We start from the raw sequence: 16,212 nt of genomic DNA, 5'->3' as shown, positions 1-16,212 counted from the left end.
TGGCCCCATCCGGTTCGACGACCGGGTGGGGCCACTACGGCTGTACGGTCCCCGCTGCACTGCGTGCCGCCCACTCGGCCGCCTCGCCGCTGAACACGACAGCTCCGCGCCGCAGTTCGTGGACGAAGACCCGTCGGCCGCGCAGCGCGGGCGGCAGCCGCTGCTCGGCGAGGACCACGCACGCGTCGAGCGAGGCCAGCAGGTCGTAGGTGCGGGCCGCGACCGACGGGGCCATGCCCCGGGTCGGCTCGTCGACGAGGACCACGCGTGCGCGTGCCGGTGACGGCAGGGCGCGGCAGAGGGCGAGCATGCGCTGCTCGCCTCCGGAGAGGGCGCCGGCGCGGCGGGCCAGCAGCGGCTCCAGCTCGGGGTAGGGAAGGCGGTCCGGGAGGTCCGCCGCGACGAGCTCCAGGTTCTCCCGCACGGTCAGTGAGCCGAACACCGCCCGCCGTTCGGGAACCAGGCACAGTCCGCGCCGGGCCCGCTCGAACGCGGGCAGGCGGGTCACGTCCGTCCCGTCCCAGAGCACGGCGCCCGCGGAGAGGGGGACGACCCCGGCCAGCGCCCGCAGCGTCGTCGTACGGCCGGAGCCGTTGCGGCCCAGCAGGACGGTGAGGCCGGGGGCGGGCGCGGTGAGGGTGACGCCGTGCAGGGCTTCGAGGGGGCCGTAGCGCACGCGCGCGTGCCGCAGGGAGATCGTCATGCGGGAGCCTCCCGCGCGGGCAGGGCGTCCAGGACGCGGTCGGGCGGCCCCGAGGCGACGATCCGGCCGGCCGCCATCACGTGTACGACGTCGGCGAGGCCGGCGACCAGGTCGAGGTCGTGCTCGACGACGAGCAGGGCGGCGCCCTCGGCGGCCAGCGCGCCCAGCACCCGGGCGAGCGCGGTCACCTCGGCGGTGTCGAGACCGGCGGCGGGCTCGTCGAGCAGCAGCACGCGCGGGCTGCCCGCGAACGCCCGGGCCAGCTCGACCCGGCGCAGCGTGCCGGTGGGCAGCCCGGCGGCGGGCAGCGCCCGGACCGGCCCGTCGAGCCCGAACAGCGCCAACGCCCGCTCCACGGCCGCCGGATCGACGACCCGCCCCTGCTCGGCGCCGACCCGGACGTTCTCGGCCACCGTCAGCGACGGGAAGACCGCCGACTGCTGGAAGGTCCGGGCGATCCCGAGCCGGGTGCGGGCGTGCGCGGGGAGCCGGGTGATGTCCCGCCCCTCGAACAGCACCCGCCCGCGCGCGGGACGCAGGGTGCCGGCAAGACAGTGGAACAGCGTGCTCTTCCCGGCCCCGTTGGGCCCGACGACGGCGGCGATCCGCCCGGCCGCTACATCGAGCCCGACCTCGTCCAGCGCGGTGAAACCGCCGTAGCGGGCGCGGAGACGACGGGCCGTGAGGAGGGGCTCGGGGGTCGGCGGCAAGGGCGGTGCGCGGTAGGGGGTGGGCGGGGTGACCGCCGAGCGCGGCGCCGTGGGGGAGACGCCCACCGGGCGCGAGGCGGCGTCCGCGGGCGCTCCGCCGGGCCCGCTGCCGGGGCTGCCGCCCTGGTCGCCCCGGTCGCCTTGGCCGTCCCGGCCGCCCGGCGCGGCGGCGGGGCGGCGGACGGTGTCTGTCGGGGCTGGGGCGATCACGTCCGCACTGTCCGGTGGGCGGGCCGCACGTGGACTGCCGGGTGCGGTGGCGGGGCGACGGGCGGTGTCTGTCGGGGCCGGGGCGACCATGTCCGCACTGTCTGGTGGGCGGGCCGCACGTGGACTGCCGGGTGCGGTGGCGGGGCGACGGGCGGTGTCTGTCGGGGCCGGGGCGACCATGTCCGCACTGTCCGGTGGGCGGGCCGCACGTGGACTGCCGGGTGCGGCGGCCGGTTCGGCGCCGTCCCATGCGCCCGCTGCACCCGCACCGCCAGGACGGACCGCCGTACCTCTGCCGGCCGCTCCCGCCTCGACGGCGCCTCCCGCCCACGCCAACCTCGCCCGCACCCGCATCCCCAGCGGTGTCAGCACCGCGCCCTGCCGCGCCTGCACGCCCCTCGGCACGCCGATCCGCTCGCCCACCGCCCGCAGCACGCTGTACGGCCCGTCCGGGAACCGGCCCACCAGGGCTGCCAGGAGCCCCACCAGCGCCGCCGCCACTCCGCCTCGGGCACCCGCGTCCAGGCCCACCAGCAGGGCCGCCGCGGCCAGGGCGCTCAGGGGGCTGTCGGCGCCCAGGACGAGCACGGCCGCGAACCACAGCAGGCCGCGTACGGGGTCGTACGCGGCCGCGTCGAAGGCCCGCAGGCCGACAGCGAGCAGGGCGCCGCCGAGTGCGGCCAGGGCGGCGCCCGCGACGAAGGCGAGGAGCTTCAGGGACGGGACCCGCACGCCCGCCGCGGAGGCGCCCTGCTCGTGGTCGCGCATCGCCGCCAGAGCGCGTCCGGTACGGCCCCGGCGCAGTGCGCGGGTCGCCAGCAGGGCGGCCGTCAGCAGGGCCAGCTCCAGGACGTAGTACGCGCGGTCCCCGTCGAAGCCGGCCGGGCGGCCGAGGGCGAGCCCGGCCGTGGCGTACGGCTGGGCGAAGACGAAGCGGCTCACCCCGACGCCCACCGCGAACGTCGCCAGGGCCAGGGCGAGGCCGTGGCGGCGGATCGCGGGCCGGCCGGTCAGCAGGCCCAGAGGAGCCACCAGGAGGACCGCCACGGCCAGTGCCGGCAGTTCGGGGAGGCGGGGCAGCGCCGGGAAGCGCCCGGCCGCGAGCAGCGCCGTGAACAGGGCGCCCAGGCCCGCGTACGCCGCCTGCCCGAGGGAGATCTGGCCGCCGCAGCCGGTGACCACCACCAGGGACAGCAGGATCACGCCCAGGGCCGGCACCTGGACGGCCGTGTGCAGGTCGGAGCCCGCCAGGCCGAGCGGCAGCAGGAACAGCACCCCGGCCACGATCCAGGCGCCCGGCGGCGCCGTGACGCGGGCGGCTTCCGCGCGCGGGAGCGCGTCGCGGGCGCCGACGCCGGGCAGGACCAGCGCGGCGATCAGAAGGGCGACCACGAACAGGTTCGCGTCGACCGCCTGCAGCAGCGGCGCGCCCCACCCCGTCGGGTGCAGCCGGGTCAGCTGGCTCTGCGCGATCCCGATGCCGAGGGCGACCGCCACCGCGACCGGCAGGTGGCGCATCCGCGCCGCCACCGCGACGGCGACGACCTCCATCACCAGCAGCGGCAGCCCGTACGGGTCCAGCCGCACGTACGGCGCCAGCAGCACGCCCGTCAGACCGGCCGTGAACGCCCCGAACGCCCAGCCCGCCGAGGCCACCCGGTCCGCGTCGATCCCGCCGAGCACGGCCAGCTCCCGGTCGTCGACCACGGCCCGCAGCTCCCGCCCGAAGCGGGTCCGGCGGATCACCGCACCGACGCCGGCCGCCAGGACCAGCACCACGGCCAGCTGCCCCCACGGATCCGCCGACACCAGCTGCGGAGCGTCGTCCCGCGCCCCCTGCCCCCACACCAGCGCCGCCCCGCCCACCAGCAGCACGAACACCCCGAGGGACGCGACGAGCGTCTGGGCCGGGTCGCCGCCGAGGACCGCGAGCGGACGGAAGACGAACCGTTCCAGCAGCACCCCGACGGCCGGCGCGAACACCAGCAGCGTGGCCGCCGCTGCCGGCCACAGGGGCCAGCCCCACCCCACCACGCACTGGCGCAGCACATACGCGCTCACCATCGCGATCGCGCCGTGCGCGAAGTTGAGCACCCCGGTCGCCCGGTAGGTGACGATCAGGCCGATCCCGGTCAGCGCCGCGGCGCTGCCGACCGAGAGACCGGCGAGCGTGAGGTCGTAGGTGAGGGAGGACATCAGGCGTCCGCCGCGTCCGGCTCGCAGATGGGGCACGGGGCGAGGTCGCCGCTCGCCAGCAGCTTGCCGTCCACCGGCACCGCCGACGTCTTGCCGGCGACCAGCGGGCAGTCCGCGCGGTGCCACAGCGTGCCGCCGGGCACCATCCGCGACTCGCCGCTGACCGCGACGGGCGCAGCCGTCGCCGACTCCTGCGCCGGCGCGGGCTCGGCGGCCACCAGAAGCTCGTACAGTTCCTCCACGCGCGCGGTGGCGGCGTACGCGCGACCGTGCGTCAGCAGGACCGCCCCGGCGACGATCAGCGCGGCGCCGGGGATCGTGCAGGAGGCGAGGTAAGGGAGCTGCCGTTCGGCGAAACGCTCACCCGAGACGCCGTACCAGCCGACCGCGCACAGCACCGCCCCCGCGGCCAGCGCGGCCCAGCCCGCCCACAGGACGGGGTGCACGGTCCGCAGTCGTCCTGTCCGCATCTACGGCTCCCACATGTCATACGTCTGTCCATGTCGGCTGTCCATGTCGGCCAATGGCTTGCACTATGCCTTCTGCAAGCTGACCCTGAAAGGACCGGGCGCGCACGCCCGGACCGACACCCGGTGGTGAGCCAGATGGTTCTCGGGAGCGACCTCAGTCGGGGGAACGCACGGCGTGGCGCGGCACTGACGACCGCCCTCATACTCCTCCTCGGTCCGGTTCTGGTGGCCTGCGGCGACGACGGGGGCGGCTCCAGCAGCTCCGGCACGCCCCCGGCGACGAGCGCACCGGCCACCCCGTCCGCCACCACACCCGCCACCGCGCCCGCGGACCCGGCGACGGCCGAGCGGCAGATCCGGCAGAACTGGGAGAAGTTCTTCGACCCGGCCACCCCCACCCGCGACAAGCAGGCCGTCCTGGAGAACGGCGAGCAGATGGGCCCGGTGCTGCAGGCGTTCAGCGGCGACCAGCGCGGCGGACAGGTGGCGGCGAAGGTCGAGAAGGTCGAGTTCACCTCACCGACCGAGGCGACCGTGACATACACCCTGACCCTCGACGGCGCGGCCGCCCTGCCGCACGCCTCCGGCAAGGCCGTCCTGCAGAACGGCACCTGGAAGGTGTCCGTCACCGCGCTCTGCGCGCTGGTCCGGCTGAGCGGCGATGGCTCGTCGTCGGTTCCGGGCTGCTGAGACCGTCGGCGCCGCGCTGCTGCTCCTGCTGAGCGCGGCCTGCGGCAGCCGGCTGCCGGAGAGCGACTTCGAGCACGGCCGGACGACACCCCCGACGCCCGCGCCGGCGGTCATCCGCGTCGGCGTCATCACCAGCGCCACCAGCCCGGTCGGCGGCAGCGCCTTCACCGGCCCCCGCGACGGCGCCGTGGCGTACTTCGACCGCCTCAACGCGCGCGGGGGCGTCGACGGCCGCCGCGTGGAGGTGCGGCTCTGCGACGACGGCGGCAGCGGCGTCGGCGACAACACCTGCGTGCACCGGCTGCTCGACGAGGACAAGGTCGTCGCCCTGGTCGCCACCACCGCCCTGGACTACGCGGGCGCGTCCCGGGTGTCCCACGCGCGCGTGCCCGACATCGGCGGCCAGCCCATCGGCGCCGCCTACGACACCTGGCCGCACCTGTACGGCGTCTACGGCAGCCTCGCACCCCGCGACGGCGTCCCGGGCTGGGACGGGAAGCTGTACGGCGGCACCGAGGTCTACCGCTACTTCAAGCGCGAGCACGGCGCCCGCACGGCGGCCGTCGTCTCCTACAACCAGTCCGCGTCCGCCGCCTACGCGAGACTGCTTGAGCGCGGTCTGAAGGCCGAGGGCTACCGGGTCGTCGGCGAGCAGGTCGACTTCGCGCTGCCCAATTTCCGCGCCGCCGCGGCCGACCTGAAGGACCAGGGCGCCGACCTCGTCTTCGACGCCCTGGACACGCACGGCAACGCCCAGCTGTGCGAGGCGATGGACGAGGTCGGCGCGAAGGTCACCGCCAAGGTGACGAACGTGCAGAACTGGACCTCCACCGTCCCCGAGGACTACAAGGACTCCCCGAACTGCCGCAACGCCCTGTGGGTCACCGGAGCCAGCCGGAACTACGAGGACACCTCGCAGCAGGCCGTACGGGAGTTCCGGGACGCCACCAGGGGGCTGAAGACGCATTCCCAGTGGCAACTGGAGGGGTGGGCCGCCGCGATGTGGTTCACCCGGGCGGCGAAGTCGTGCGGCGGGAACGTCACGCGCGCGTGCGTCGACGCCTTCATGAACCGCAGCCAGGGGTACGACGCCGACGGGCTGCTGCTCCCCGTGCGGTTCGAGCGGCTCGCCGAACCGCCGAGGACGCGGCGGACGTGTCTGTCGGTCGCCCGCTGGCAGGACGGCAGGGGATGGGTCGCCCAGGGGGAGATGACGACCACCTGCTTCGACGTACCGCAACTGGCCTACACGCCGCCCTGAGACACTGGCCCACATGCCCTGAGACGGGGTCCCGCGGCGCGCGCCGACCCGCCCGGGGGCGTAGGGAGGCCGTGTGGGGAAGCCGTGCATTTCCTATGAGCAGTCAGCTCCGCGATCCCGCGCGGAATCGAAATGCGGCGGGGTTGGTGGACGGTTCTCCGCGCGTTTTCCACCGGGTTATTCGCGGGGCCGGCACGACACGCGGGAATTGCGTTCGAATACATGCGGAAGGCGTACTGAACCGCCCGTACGTGTGACGGACCGCCGCACGGGAACTCATGTCCCGGCGGTCGAAACACGTGTCGTGATCCTGTGACAGAAGTGTGACCGGAGTGATCCACGGCACCGGTCCGGGGTTCCCGGAGCGCGGCTCGCGGCCTAGCGTGGCGGTATGGCACCGAATCCCACTCCGCCAGCGGAGCCCCAGGACAATCCGGACGGCTATGTCGGCCTCGAGGCCGCACGGGCCGAGCGGCTCGCGCGGGAACGGGGGTGGTCGACGGTGCGTTCGCTGGCGCCCGGCACGATCGTCACCATGGAGTACCGCTTCGGGCGGCTGAACTTCGAGGTGAGCGACGGTCGCGTGGTCCGCGCCTGGAAGGGCTGAGACGTCTGGAAGGCTGAGACGTCGGCAAGGGCTGAGACGTCCTGAAGGGCTGAGAGAGGTACGGCGAAGGCCCCGGTTCCTGGCTTCGGGAACCGGGGCCTTCGTACGCGGGACCGGTGTGTGCGTACCGGGGTCCCGCCGTCGTGGGGCGGCGTTCGCGGAGGTCAGCCGCCCGTCAGGGGGCGGGCGGCCGCCGCCGAGGCCGTCGTGCCGCGCGGAAGGCGGTCGGCGTGCGGCGGACGGCGGCTGCCGACCGGCGTGACCGGGGTGCGCTCCGAGCGGGTCGTGTGCGGGCCGGGGGCCAGGTAGACCGGCGCGCGCGGCGAACGCGCCGGAGCGACCGGCTCGTGCGCCGCGGGCGGCTCGCCCTGGACCGTGGCGCGCGGCTTGAGCGGCACGGACACGGCGACGGGGGCGGGGGCCGCCGGAACCGGAAGGGGAGTCGGGAGCGTGCCCGCGCGGCGCGCACGCCGGCGGTCGCGCAGGGCGAAGATCGAGACCTCGGCGCGGGCGATCAGCGGCTCGCACCAGGGCAGCGCCAGCAGGACCAGCAGACCCGCGGCCCAGCCCAGCACCACGTCGCTCAGCCAGTGCGTACCGAGGTAGACGGTGGTGAGGCCGACGCCGAGCGAGACCACCGCGGACGTGGCGGACAGCCAGCGGCGGGCCCTCGGCGTGGAGGCCAGATACGCCAGGATTCCCCAGGTCACCACCGCGTTGGCGGTGTGGCCGCTGGGGAATATATCGCCGCCCAGGCCCATCTCGTTCGAGCCGATGGTGGTCGCGTAGTGCGGTCCGAGCCGCCCCATGCCGAGCTTCGCGGCGCCGACGGTGATGTTCAGCAGCAGCAGCGAGGCGCCCAGCGTGAGCATCGGGCGCAGGGTGTGCTGACGCCAGGATCTCCAGCCGAGCCAGGCGGCGACCATCACGGCGGTCGGGCCGCGCTGGCCCAGGACCACGTAGTAATCGAGGAACGCGTGGATCTCCGGCCACTGCTGGTACGGCCGGAAGAACATGACCTGCCAGTCGAGGCGGACCAGCCACGAGGTGATCACCACGAGCCACACGATCGCCAGATAGAACGCCAGGGTCGCGACGAGCAGGGCGACCCGGTGCCGGCTCATCTTCGGCACATCGATGTGGGCCGGTCGTTCCGGCTCACGGTCGAGCCTCGCGAACACCCGGTCCAGACGGGTGAGGTTTTGTTCGGTACGCACCTAAACGACGTTACAGCGAGTGAGCTCGAGACCCGGCCGATTCCGTCGGTTTGTGATGACGATGTGATGTGGGATTGCTCTCAAAGGGGTGTTAATTCCTCTGGAATCACTAATCGACGGTTCACCGTTCCCTGTAATTCCTTTGATCATTCGACAGCATGGTTTTAGGGAACTCGTGAAAAGGTTCACCGAAAAGCAGGAGTCCTCTTACTTCTCTTACGGAGGGCCCGAGCCGTTCAGCCACCACGCGCCGTACACGGCCGAAGCCACCGCGGCGCACGCCACCACCAGCGCCGACCTGGGCGTCCGCAGCCGGGCGAGGGCCACGGCGAGCGGGAACAGCAGCGGGAAGGCGGGCAGCAGCAGGCGCGGCTTGGAGCCGAAGTAGCTCGACGCGCACAGGGCGAGCGCGAGGACCACACCCGTGTACACCACCAGCGGGAGCGGCTGACCCTGCCGTACGCCGACGACGTACAGCCACAGCAGCAGGGCGACGCCGACGATCAGTCCGAGGCCGGCGAGGGCCGACGGGAACGACGTGAACTTGTCGGCGACGAAGCGGGCGAAGGCGTACCCGCCGTCGAAGCCGTTGCGCCAGCCCGCCTGGACGTCGAGGTAGCCGAGGGGGCCCTTGCCGGTGCGGTGGCCGACCCACAGGACGTATCCGGCGGCGCCGAGGGGGGCGAGAACCATGCCGAGGGCGCGGCGGGCGGCATGCGCGCCGGGCTCGGGCGCTGCGCTGCGGGTTCGCGCGAACGAGACCGCCGACGAGACCCACACCGCGGCGACCACCGCGAGCCCCACCGGGCGGGTCAGCCCGGACAACGACGCGAGCGCCCCCGCGGTCACCCACCGGCCGGTGAGCACCGCGTACAGCGACCAGGCGGCCAGCGCGGTGAAGAGCGACTCGCTGTACGCCATCGACTGCACGATCCCGACGGGCAGGACGGCCCACACCAGCACCGCGCAGACCCCCGCGCGGCGGCCGTACACGTGATCGGCGACGGCGAAGATCCCGCCGGCCGCGGCGAGCGAGGCGAGCAGGGACACCACGAAACCGGCGTCGGCGTACGACAGCGGGGTCACCGCGTGCAGAAGTCTTTCCAGCCAGGGCAGCAGCGGGAAGAACGCGAGGTTGGAGTGGACGTCGCCGTTCGGCAGGCGGACCTCGTAGCCGTATCCCAGCTCGGCGACCCTCGTGTACCAGAGGGCGTCCCAGCGGGCGGTCAGCAGCGTGTACGCGTTCTTGTCGCGGGCGGCGCTCCACAGGGCGAGGGCCAGCAGGCCCAGGGCGCGTACGGCCGCGTACCCCAGCAGGGCGGGGGCCGCCCGGCGCAGGGCCGCGGAGCCGGGGGGCGTCACGCGCGTCTCAAGATCGGTCACGGGCTCGATTATCGACGGCGTGCTCGGCGCCGCGGACCGCCGGCGACTGTGGGGCGGGGAGTGGCGTACGCCACATGGCTGCCGGTGGACGGTGAGAGGTCCGCCACGTGGCCCTGGCGCGAACTCGCGTACGCTGCGTTCCACTCGTGTTCGTTTGCGCGGGCCGGAGACCACCGCTCCTCTCCGGCCGAGTCGCGGGGAGTCCCCACCCCGTGAGCCCGCCGGACCGAGGGATCACCTGGGAGGTACGTACATGTCCGGGACGACCACGGCCGCCGCTGCGCTGCGCCGGCGGGCGGCCGGGGCCGGTGCCGGTGCCAACCGCTGGGTCGTCCTGGTGGTGCTGTGCGTCAGCCTGCTCCTGGTCGCCGTCGACGCGACCGTGCTGCACGTGGCGGTGCCCGCCGTCACCGAGGACCTGCGGCCCGGCGGCATCGAGCTGCTCTGGATCGTCGACACGTATCCGCTGGTCTGCGCCTCGCTGCTGATCCTCTTCGGCACGCTCGGCGACAGGGTCGGCCGCAGACGGATCCTGCTGCTCGGGTACGCCCTGTTCGGCGTCGCCTCCGCGCTGGCGGCGTTCGCCGGGAGTGCGCAGGTGCTGATCCTGGCGCGGGCGCTGCTGGGCGTGGGCGGCGCGATGATCATGCCGGCGACGCTGTCGATCCTGCGGCAGGTGTTTCCCGACCGGCGTGAGCGCGCGCTCGCGATAGGCATCTGGAGCGCGGTGGCCGCGGTGGGTGCGGCGGTGGGTCCGCTGCTCGGCGGCTTCCTGCTCGAACACTTCTGGTGGGGTTCGGTCTTCCTGGTCAACATCCCGTTAATGCTGGTCAGCCTGCCGGTGGGGCGGCTGCTGCTGCCCGAGTCGCGGGGCGCGGGGGACGGCCCGTGGGACGTCGTCGGCGCGCTGACGGCGGCGGCCGGGCTGTTCGCCGTCGTGCTGGGCGTGAAGCGGCTGGGGGCCGGCGAAGTGGGCCCGTTCACCGTGCTGCCGCTGGCGGCGGGCACGGCGCTGCTCGTGTGGTTCGTACGACGTCAGCGGCGTCGCGTCCATCCGCTGGTGGACCTGCGGATGTTCGGGCGGCCGGCGTTCAGCACGTCGGTGGGATGCATCGTGCTGGCGATGCTGGCGCTGGTGGGGCTGGAGCTGATCGCGGCGCAGTACCTGCAGCTGGTGCTGGGGCTGTCCCCGCTGGAGACGGGTCTACGGCTGCTGCCGCTGACCTTCGCCGCGATGGCGGCGGGGCTGGCCGGGGCCCGGCTGCTGCGGCAGTTCGGGCCGCGGCGGATGGTGTGCGGGGGGTTCGTGCTCACGGCGGTCGCGGTGCTGACGCTCACCGCGATGGGCGGGTCGGACAACGCGGGGCTGCTGCTGGCCGGGTTCCTGCTGCTGGGCTTCGGGCTGGAGACGACGTTGTTCGCGGCGTACGAGTCGATGCTGAGCGAGGCTCCGTCGGAGCAGGCGGGCGGGGCGGCGGCGATCGGGGAGACGTCGTACCAGTTGGGGGCGGGGATCGGGATCGCGCTGCTCGGAAGCGTGATGAACGCGGCGTATTCGCCCGGGGTGGCGTCCGTGCCCGGGGTGCCGGATTCCGCGTCGGCGGCGGCGGGGCATTCGCTGGGCGAGGCGTATGAGGTGGCCGGGCGGCTCGGGGGGTCGGCAGGGGGCGCCCTGCGTAGTGCGGCTCGGGATTCCTTCGTGCACGGGCTGCATGTCACGTTGGCGGTGAGTGCGGGGTTGTTGTTGCTGGGGGCGGTGATGGCGTTGCGGTTGCCGCGGGTCATGCAGTGCGAGGCCCCTGCGGTGGAGCTGCCGAAGCCCAGGGAAGTCGCGGAGTCCCGCGTCTCGGTGTAGTTCTCCCACCCACGCACCGCCCGTGACCCTTGGACAAGAGGTGCACGTCGCCCGCGAAACTCGCCCACCATCGGCGGCTCCCGGCCCGTGGACCGGCTCCAGGTCTCATCGGCGGCTCCCGGCCAGTGGACGGCTCCAGGTCTCATCGGCGGGTTCTGGCCTGTCGGCGGGTCCCGGCCTGTCGGCGGGTCCCGGCCTCATTGGCGACCCCTGGCCCGTGGACCGGCTCCCGGCCTCATCGGCGGGTTCTGGCCTGTCGGCGGGTCCCGGTCTCATCGGCGACCCCTGGCCCGTGGACCGGGCCCCGGCCTCATCGGCGGGTCCCGGCCTGTCGGCGCGGGTCCTGATCCGTGGTGGGCCCGGTCCGTTCATGGGGCGGGTTCCGGTCTGTCGGTGGGGTCTTGCTCGTGGGCAGGGCGGGTTCCGGTCTGTCGGTGGGGCCTTGTTCGTGGGCAGGGCGGGTTCCGGTCTGTCGGTGGGGTCTTGCTCGTGGGTGGGGCCTGGGCCGTTCGGCGGGGCTGGTCTGGTGTCGTTGGTGGAGCGGTGCTGTTGGTGGGGGTGGGGTGGACTTGTGGGGGGCTGGGTCGTAACGTCTCGGGGGATGGTGTGACTAGCGGTGCTAGTTTTTCGGAGGCCTTCTCATGTCCGCGTCCTCGACGTTGCCGCCCTTCGACCCCGCCGACCCGCTCGGGCTCGACGATCTGCTGGAGCCGGAGGATCTCGCGGTCCGTGACACCGTGCGGCGCTGGGCCGCGGACCGGGTGTTGCCCCATGTCGCGGAGTGGTACGAGCGCGGGGAGCTGCCGGTCATCCGGGAGCTCGCACGCGAGCTCGGCGGGATCGGGGCGCTCGGGATGTCGCTCAGCGGATACGGATGCGCGGGCGCCAGCGCCGTGCAGTACGGCCTCGCCTGCCTCGAACTCGAAGCCGCCGACTCCGGGATCCGGTCCCTCGTGTCCGTGCAGGGATCCCTCGCCATGTACGCCGTCCACCGTTTCGGCTCCGAGGCGCAGAAGCAGCAGTGGCTGCCCCGCATGGCCGCCGGCGAGGTCATCGGGTGCTTCGGGCTCACCGAACCCGATCACGGGTCCGACCCCGCCGCCATGCGGACGTACGCCAAGCGCGACGGCGGGGACTGGGTGCTCAGCGGGCGCAAGATGTGGATCACCAACGGGTCCGTCGCCGGCGTCGCCGTCGTGTGGGCGCAGACGGAGGAAGGGATCCGCGGGTTCGTCGTGCCCACCGACGCCCCCGGGTTCGCCGCCCCCGAGATCAAGCACAAGTGGTCCCTGCGCGCCAGCGTGACCAGCGAACTCGTCCTCGACGACGTACGGTTGCCCGCCGACGCCGTGCTGCCGGAGGTCACCGGGCTGCGCGGCCCGCTCAGCTGTCTGTCCCACGCGCGCTACGGGATCGTCTGGGGCGCGATGGGAGCGGCGCGGTCGTGTTTCGAGACCGCTGTCGAGTACGCGAAGACCCGGGAGCAGTTCGGGCGGCCCATCGGGGGGTTCCAGCTCACCCAGGCCAAGCTCGCCGACATGGCGGTCGAGCTGCACAAGGGGATTCTGCTCGCCCATCATCTGGGGCGGCGCATGGACGCCGGCCGCCTGCGTCCCGAGCAGGTCAGCTTCGGCAAGCTCAACAACGTGCGGGAGGCGATCGAGATCTGCCGCACCGCCCGTACCGTCCTCGGCGCCAACGGGATCTCGCTCGAATACCCCGTCATGCGGCACGCCACCAACCTCGAGTCGGTGCTCACCTACGAGGGCACCGTCGAGATGCATCAGCTCGTGCTGGGCAAGGCGCTCACCGGACTCGACGCCTTCCGCTGACCCGACCCCCGGGGCCGGGGCAGGGCCGGTGAGCGGCCCTGCCTCAGCTCTGGTTGAAGAAGCCGTCCGTTCGGCGCCCGGCCGGATCGCCGTTCACGATCTCCGTGTTGGACGGGGTCAGCAGGAACACCCGGGTGGAGACCCGCTCGATCGAACCCCGCAGGCCGAAGATCAGCCCGGCCGCGAAGTCGACGACGCGCTTGGCGTCGCCGGGCTCCATGGCCGTGAGGTTCATGATGACCGGCACACCCTCACGGAACAGCTCACCGATCGCCCGCGCGTCCCGGAAACTGTCCGGGGTGACGGTGCCGATCCGGCGGCCCTTCTCCTCGGCCGTGTCCGTGGCCACCTTCACGCGGGGGTCGGTGACCCAGGCGTCCCCGGAGTCGGTCCCCTCGGAATAGTCGTCGTCGTAGTAACGCTCGTCATCGTTGTCGTCGACGAGGCCAAGCCAGGCACTCGCCTTGCGCACCGATCCCATGGACGCCTCCTCTCACAGCGGTCTTTCTGCTTTCCGCATTCCCCATGGTCGTCCATGATGCGGATGTCGCGCCAAGTGGATAGACGCCGCGCGGGGGGTTTGTGACGGTACTGGTGCACAGCGAATCCGTCGAGAGCCCGCGTCTCCCAAGGGTCGTACCGCATACGGCTGCTGACTGTGAGTGAAATATGATTCTTCGTGGCGGATGGGTGACGCACGGTGCGTCCGGGTGAACCAAGTACCCCCGATCCGACATGACAATCGGTCGATAGCATGCCGATACCATGCGGCAGCTCAATGTCCCAAAGACGACGGGGGTTGTCGTGTTCGGAATTGTCAGGCCGTGCAGTCACCGGCTCGGAGAGAGCCTCAAGACCCAGTGGATGGCGCACCTGTGCGGGCTCTGTCTCGCACTGCGCGGCGACCACGGACAGTTCGCGCGCGTGGTCACCAACTACGACGGTCTGCTCATATCGGTTCTGACGGAAGCTCAGGCCGAGCGGGCCACCGGCGGTGGGTGGCGGCGGACGGCGGGACCGTGTCCGCTGCGCGGGATGCGCACCGCGTCCATCGCGCAGGGTGAGGGCGCCCGGCTCGCGGCCGCCGTCTCGCTGGTGCTCGCCTCGGCCAAGGTGCGCGACCACGTCGCCGACGGGGACGGCCTGCTGGCGCGGCGGCCGGTCGCCGTCGCCGCGCGCCGGGTCGCCGCGAGCTGGGGGCGGGCCGGGGAACGCGGCGGGGCCGCCGTCGGCTTCGACACGGCCGTCCTCGTCGACGCGGTGGACCGGCAGGTCGGCATCGAGGCGCTCGCCGGACCGGGCACCTCGCTGCTCGCCGTCACCGAGCCCACCGAGACCGCCACCGCCGCCGCGTTCGCGCACACCGCCGTCCTGGCCGGTCGGCCGGGCAACGCCGCGCCGCTCGCCGAGGCCGGCCGCCTCTTCGGACGGCTGGCGCATCTGCTGGACGCCGTCGAGGACCGGACGGCGGATGCCGCGGCCGGCGCCTGGAACCCGCTGACGGCCACGGACACCCCGCTCGCCGAGGCCCGCCGGCTCGCCGACGACGCCCTGCACGGCATCCGGCTCGCCCTGCGCGACGTGGAGTTCGCCGACGGCAGGCTGGCGCATCTGCTGCTCGCGCACGAGCTGGGACGGTCGGTGGACCGGGCGTTCGGCACCTCCTCGTGCGGGCACGCGCACAGCCCGGAGGGAGCCTTCGGGCCGCCCACCGGGCCATACGCCCCCCAGGGGCCGGCGGATCCGAACGCGCCCGGCAACCCCTACGGCAATCCCCCCGGCAACCCCTACGGCGGTGAGCCGCCGCGCCCCGACAAGCGGGGCTTCTGGGCCGGGTGCGCGGTCGCGCTCGGCCTGTGCTGCACCTGCAAGGTGTGCTGCGCCGACGAGTTCGAGGGGCCGTGGTCGCGGAGGAGGCGCGAGGGGTGGTGCAGCGACGGCTGCGACTGCGACTGCGGCTGCTGCGAGGCGTGCGAATGCTGTGAGTGCTGTGCCTGCGACTGTTCGTGCTGACGTGGCGTCACGTCCCGTGTGGGGGTGCTCATCGTCCGTGGCGGACGCCGTCACGGTGAGCGGTGAGCGTCCCCGGGACGTATCTCCCGCCAAGGACGCGGACGCTCGAAAGGACCAGGGACCATGCCCGGGCGCTCTGACAAGACCGTTCCGCTCGCCGTGAAGATCGTGGTGAGCGGGGGCCTCGGGGTCGGCAAGACCACCTTCATCGGGGCTGTCTCCGAGATCGACCCGCTCGGCACCGAAGCGGCGATGACGCAGGTGTCGGTGGGGGTCGACTCCCTGGAGGGCGTGGAGTCCAAGACGACGACCACCGTCGCGCTCGACTTCGGGCGGATCAGACTCGATCCGACCATCGCGCTGTACCTGTTCGGGACGCCCGGACAGGACCGCTTCTCGTTCCTGTGGGACGACCTGGTGGAGGGCGCGCTGGGAACGGTCGTCCTCGCGGACACCCGGCGCATCGAGGAGTGTTTCCCCGCGCTCGACTACTTCGAGGCCCACGGCGCGCCGTTCGTCCTCGCGGTGAACCGCTTCGACGGGGCCGAACGGTTCGAACTGGAGGAGGTCCGGGAGGCGTTGGGGCTCGGTGCGGACGTTCCCGTGCTGGAGTGCGACGCGCGGGAGCGGGGGTCCGTGCGGGATGTGCTGGGCGCGTTGATGGATCGGGTGATCGGGGCGCGGGCCGCGCCCCGGCGACGGGCTGTCGTGGCGCGAGGATGAGGGGAGGGCGGTGCGTGGGTGAAGGCGGAACTGGCGAGGCGGCAACGCGAAGAGGCGCCCGGAAACCGGGGCGCGCAGTGGGTCAGCTCAACAGGAACAGGACCACACGCGACCGAAGTCGATGTGGGAGCGGGTGACCAGCCACTGCTGCGGATGCATGGGCCAAGTGGAACAGGTCTCCGGTTACCCGTCAACTGAGCTGAGACGTACGGCTCACAGTTCGGACAGCCTTGACAGTGAGGGGAAACGCCCCCGTACTCTCGCTGTACGGCCCTGCTGAGGGGCTCGGCCGTATCTCCTGCCGTGTGGTGAAGGCGCCCACCCGTGTCACGGAGCCTTCGC

13 protein-coding genes are annotated in these 16,212 nt (G+C 73.1%); 7 read left to right on the top strand and 6 right to left on the bottom strand.

Going from position 1 to position 16,212, the window contains the following annotated elements; all coding sequences use genetic code 11:
• Positions 1–34: 34 nt before the first annotated feature.
• The 3 genes from ACIBAF_RS05650 to ACIBAF_RS05640 are packed head-to-tail and all read right to left on the bottom strand — an operon-like array spanning position 35 to position 4,289.
• Entirely contained in the window at positions 35–703 is a 669-nt protein-coding gene (locus tag ACIBAF_RS05650) for an ABC transporter ATP-binding protein (RefSeq protein WP_399461815.1), read from the bottom strand.
• Complete coding sequence (locus ACIBAF_RS05645; protein WP_399461813.1) at positions 700–3,819, bottom strand: ATP-binding cassette domain-containing protein; 3,120 nt, start codon at positions 3,817–3,819, stop codon at positions 700–702. Before ACIBAF_RS05645 ends, ACIBAF_RS05650 begins: the two co-directional genes overlap by 4 nt.
• Positions 3,819–4,289, bottom strand: coding sequence for a hypothetical protein (locus ACIBAF_RS05640; protein ID WP_399461812.1), 471 nt, complete (start codon positions 4,287–4,289; stop codon positions 3,819–3,821). Before ACIBAF_RS05640 ends, ACIBAF_RS05645 begins: the two co-directional genes overlap by 1 nt.
• Before the next feature lie 135 nt (positions 4,290–4,424).
• Here ACIBAF_RS05640 and ACIBAF_RS05635 point away from each other — a divergent pair, with 135 nt between their 5' ends.
• The 3 genes from ACIBAF_RS05635 (at position 4,425) to ACIBAF_RS05625 (ending at position 6,847) form a co-directional block, all read left to right on the top strand.
• Entirely contained in the window at positions 4,425–4,979 is a 555-nt protein-coding gene (locus ACIBAF_RS05635) for a hypothetical protein (protein WP_399461811.1), read from the top strand.
• Complete coding sequence (locus ACIBAF_RS05630) at positions 4,951–6,240, top strand: ABC transporter substrate-binding protein (RefSeq protein WP_399461810.1); 1,290 nt, start codon at positions 4,951–4,953, stop codon at positions 6,238–6,240. Before ACIBAF_RS05635 ends, ACIBAF_RS05630 begins: the two co-directional genes overlap by 29 nt.
• A gap of 391 nt (positions 6,241–6,631) precedes the next feature.
• The gene (locus ACIBAF_RS05625; protein ID WP_399461809.1) at positions 6,632–6,847 is read left to right on the top strand and encodes an I78 family peptidase inhibitor; all 216 of its coding nucleotides are present in this window, start codon (positions 6,632–6,634) and stop codon (positions 6,845–6,847) included.
• A 164-nt stretch (positions 6,848–7,011) separates the two neighbouring features.
• Here the strand turns inward: ACIBAF_RS05625 and ACIBAF_RS05620 are convergent, their stop codons facing one another.
• Positions 7,012–8,064 carry a phosphatase PAP2 family protein gene (locus tag ACIBAF_RS05620; protein ID WP_399461808.1) on the bottom strand — a complete coding sequence of 351 codons (1,053 nt, stop codon included), beginning with the start codon at positions 8,062–8,064 and terminating at the stop codon, positions 7,012–7,014.
• 216 nt (positions 8,065–8,280) lie between these two features.
• Complete coding sequence (locus ACIBAF_RS05615; protein WP_399461807.1) at positions 8,281–9,447, bottom strand: mannosyltransferase family protein; 1,167 nt, start codon at positions 9,445–9,447, stop codon at positions 8,281–8,283.
• 253 nt (positions 9,448–9,700) lie between these two features.
• Here ACIBAF_RS05615 and ACIBAF_RS05610 point away from each other — a divergent pair, with 253 nt between their 5' ends.
• The gene (locus ACIBAF_RS05610) at positions 9,701–11,302 is read left to right on the top strand and encodes an MFS transporter (protein ID WP_399461806.1); all 1,602 of its coding nucleotides are present in this window, start codon (positions 9,701–9,703) and stop codon (positions 11,300–11,302) included.
• Between the two features lie 641 nt (positions 11,303–11,943).
• A complete protein-coding gene (locus tag ACIBAF_RS05605) occupies positions 11,944–13,134 on the top strand; it encodes an acyl-CoA dehydrogenase family protein (RefSeq protein WP_399461805.1) in 1,191 nt (396 codons plus the stop codon).
• A gap of 43 nt (positions 13,135–13,177) precedes the next feature.
• Here the strand turns inward: ACIBAF_RS05605 and ACIBAF_RS05600 are convergent, their stop codons facing one another.
• Entirely contained in the window at positions 13,178–13,615 is a 438-nt protein-coding gene (locus tag ACIBAF_RS05600) for a cell division protein SepF (protein ID WP_079663254.1), read from the bottom strand.
• A 323-nt stretch (positions 13,616–13,938) separates the two neighbouring features.
• Between ACIBAF_RS05600 and ACIBAF_RS05595 the strand changes: the two genes are divergently transcribed.
• Positions 13,939–15,147: a DUF5685 family protein gene (locus ACIBAF_RS05595; RefSeq protein WP_399461804.1), complete on the top strand. Its 1,209-nt coding sequence runs from the start codon at positions 13,939–13,941 to the stop codon at positions 15,145–15,147.
• A 123-nt stretch (positions 15,148–15,270) separates the two neighbouring features.
• Positions 15,271–15,870 carry a GTP-binding protein gene (locus tag ACIBAF_RS05590; RefSeq protein ID WP_399461802.1) on the top strand — a complete coding sequence of 200 codons (600 nt, stop codon included), beginning with the start codon at positions 15,271–15,273 and terminating at the stop codon, positions 15,868–15,870.
• The last annotated feature ends 342 nt before the right edge of the window (positions 15,871–16,212 follow it).

This window comes from Streptomyces sp. NPDC051677, from assembly GCF_044453465.1.
Classification (GTDB): Bacteria; Actinomycetota; Actinomycetes; order Streptomycetales; family Streptomycetaceae; genus Streptomyces.
This window is presented reverse-complemented; position numbering and strand designations above follow the sequence as displayed.

What these genes read in the sequence shown, in the direction of transcription:
- ACIBAF_RS05635 (WP_399461811.1), top strand. Translation starts at nt 4,425, where the DNA reads ATGGTTCTCGGGAGCGACCTCAGTCGGGGGAACGCACGGCGTGGCGCG.
- ACIBAF_RS05630 (WP_399461810.1), top strand. Translation starts at nt 4,951, where the DNA reads ATGGCTCGTCGTCGGTTCCGGGCTGCTGAGACCGTCGGCGCCGCGCTG.
- ACIBAF_RS05645 (WP_399461813.1), bottom strand. Translation starts at nt 3,819, where the DNA reads ATGTCCTCCCTCACCTACGACCTCACGCTCGCCGGTCTCTCGGTCGGC.
- ACIBAF_RS05610 (WP_399461806.1), top strand. Translation starts at nt 9,701, where the DNA reads ATGTCCGGGACGACCACGGCCGCCGCTGCGCTGCGCCGGCGGGCGGCC.
- ACIBAF_RS05600 (WP_079663254.1), bottom strand. Translation starts at nt 13,615, where the DNA reads ATGGGATCGGTGCGCAAGGCGAGTGCCTGGCTTGGCCTCGTCGACGAC.
- ACIBAF_RS05605 (WP_399461805.1), top strand. Translation starts at nt 11,944, where the DNA reads ATGTCCGCGTCCTCGACGTTGCCGCCCTTCGACCCCGCCGACCCGCTC.
- ACIBAF_RS05640 (WP_399461812.1), bottom strand. Translation starts at nt 4,289, where the DNA reads ATGCGGACAGGACGACTGCGGACCGTGCACCCCGTCCTGTGGGCGGGC.
- ACIBAF_RS05625 (WP_399461809.1), top strand. Translation starts at nt 6,632, where the DNA reads ATGGCACCGAATCCCACTCCGCCAGCGGAGCCCCAGGACAATCCGGAC.
- ACIBAF_RS05650 (WP_399461815.1), bottom strand. Translation starts at nt 703, where the DNA reads ATGACGATCTCCCTGCGGCACGCGCGCGTGCGCTACGGCCCCCTCGAA.
- ACIBAF_RS05590 (WP_399461802.1), top strand. Translation starts at nt 15,271, where the DNA reads ATGCCCGGGCGCTCTGACAAGACCGTTCCGCTCGCCGTGAAGATCGTG.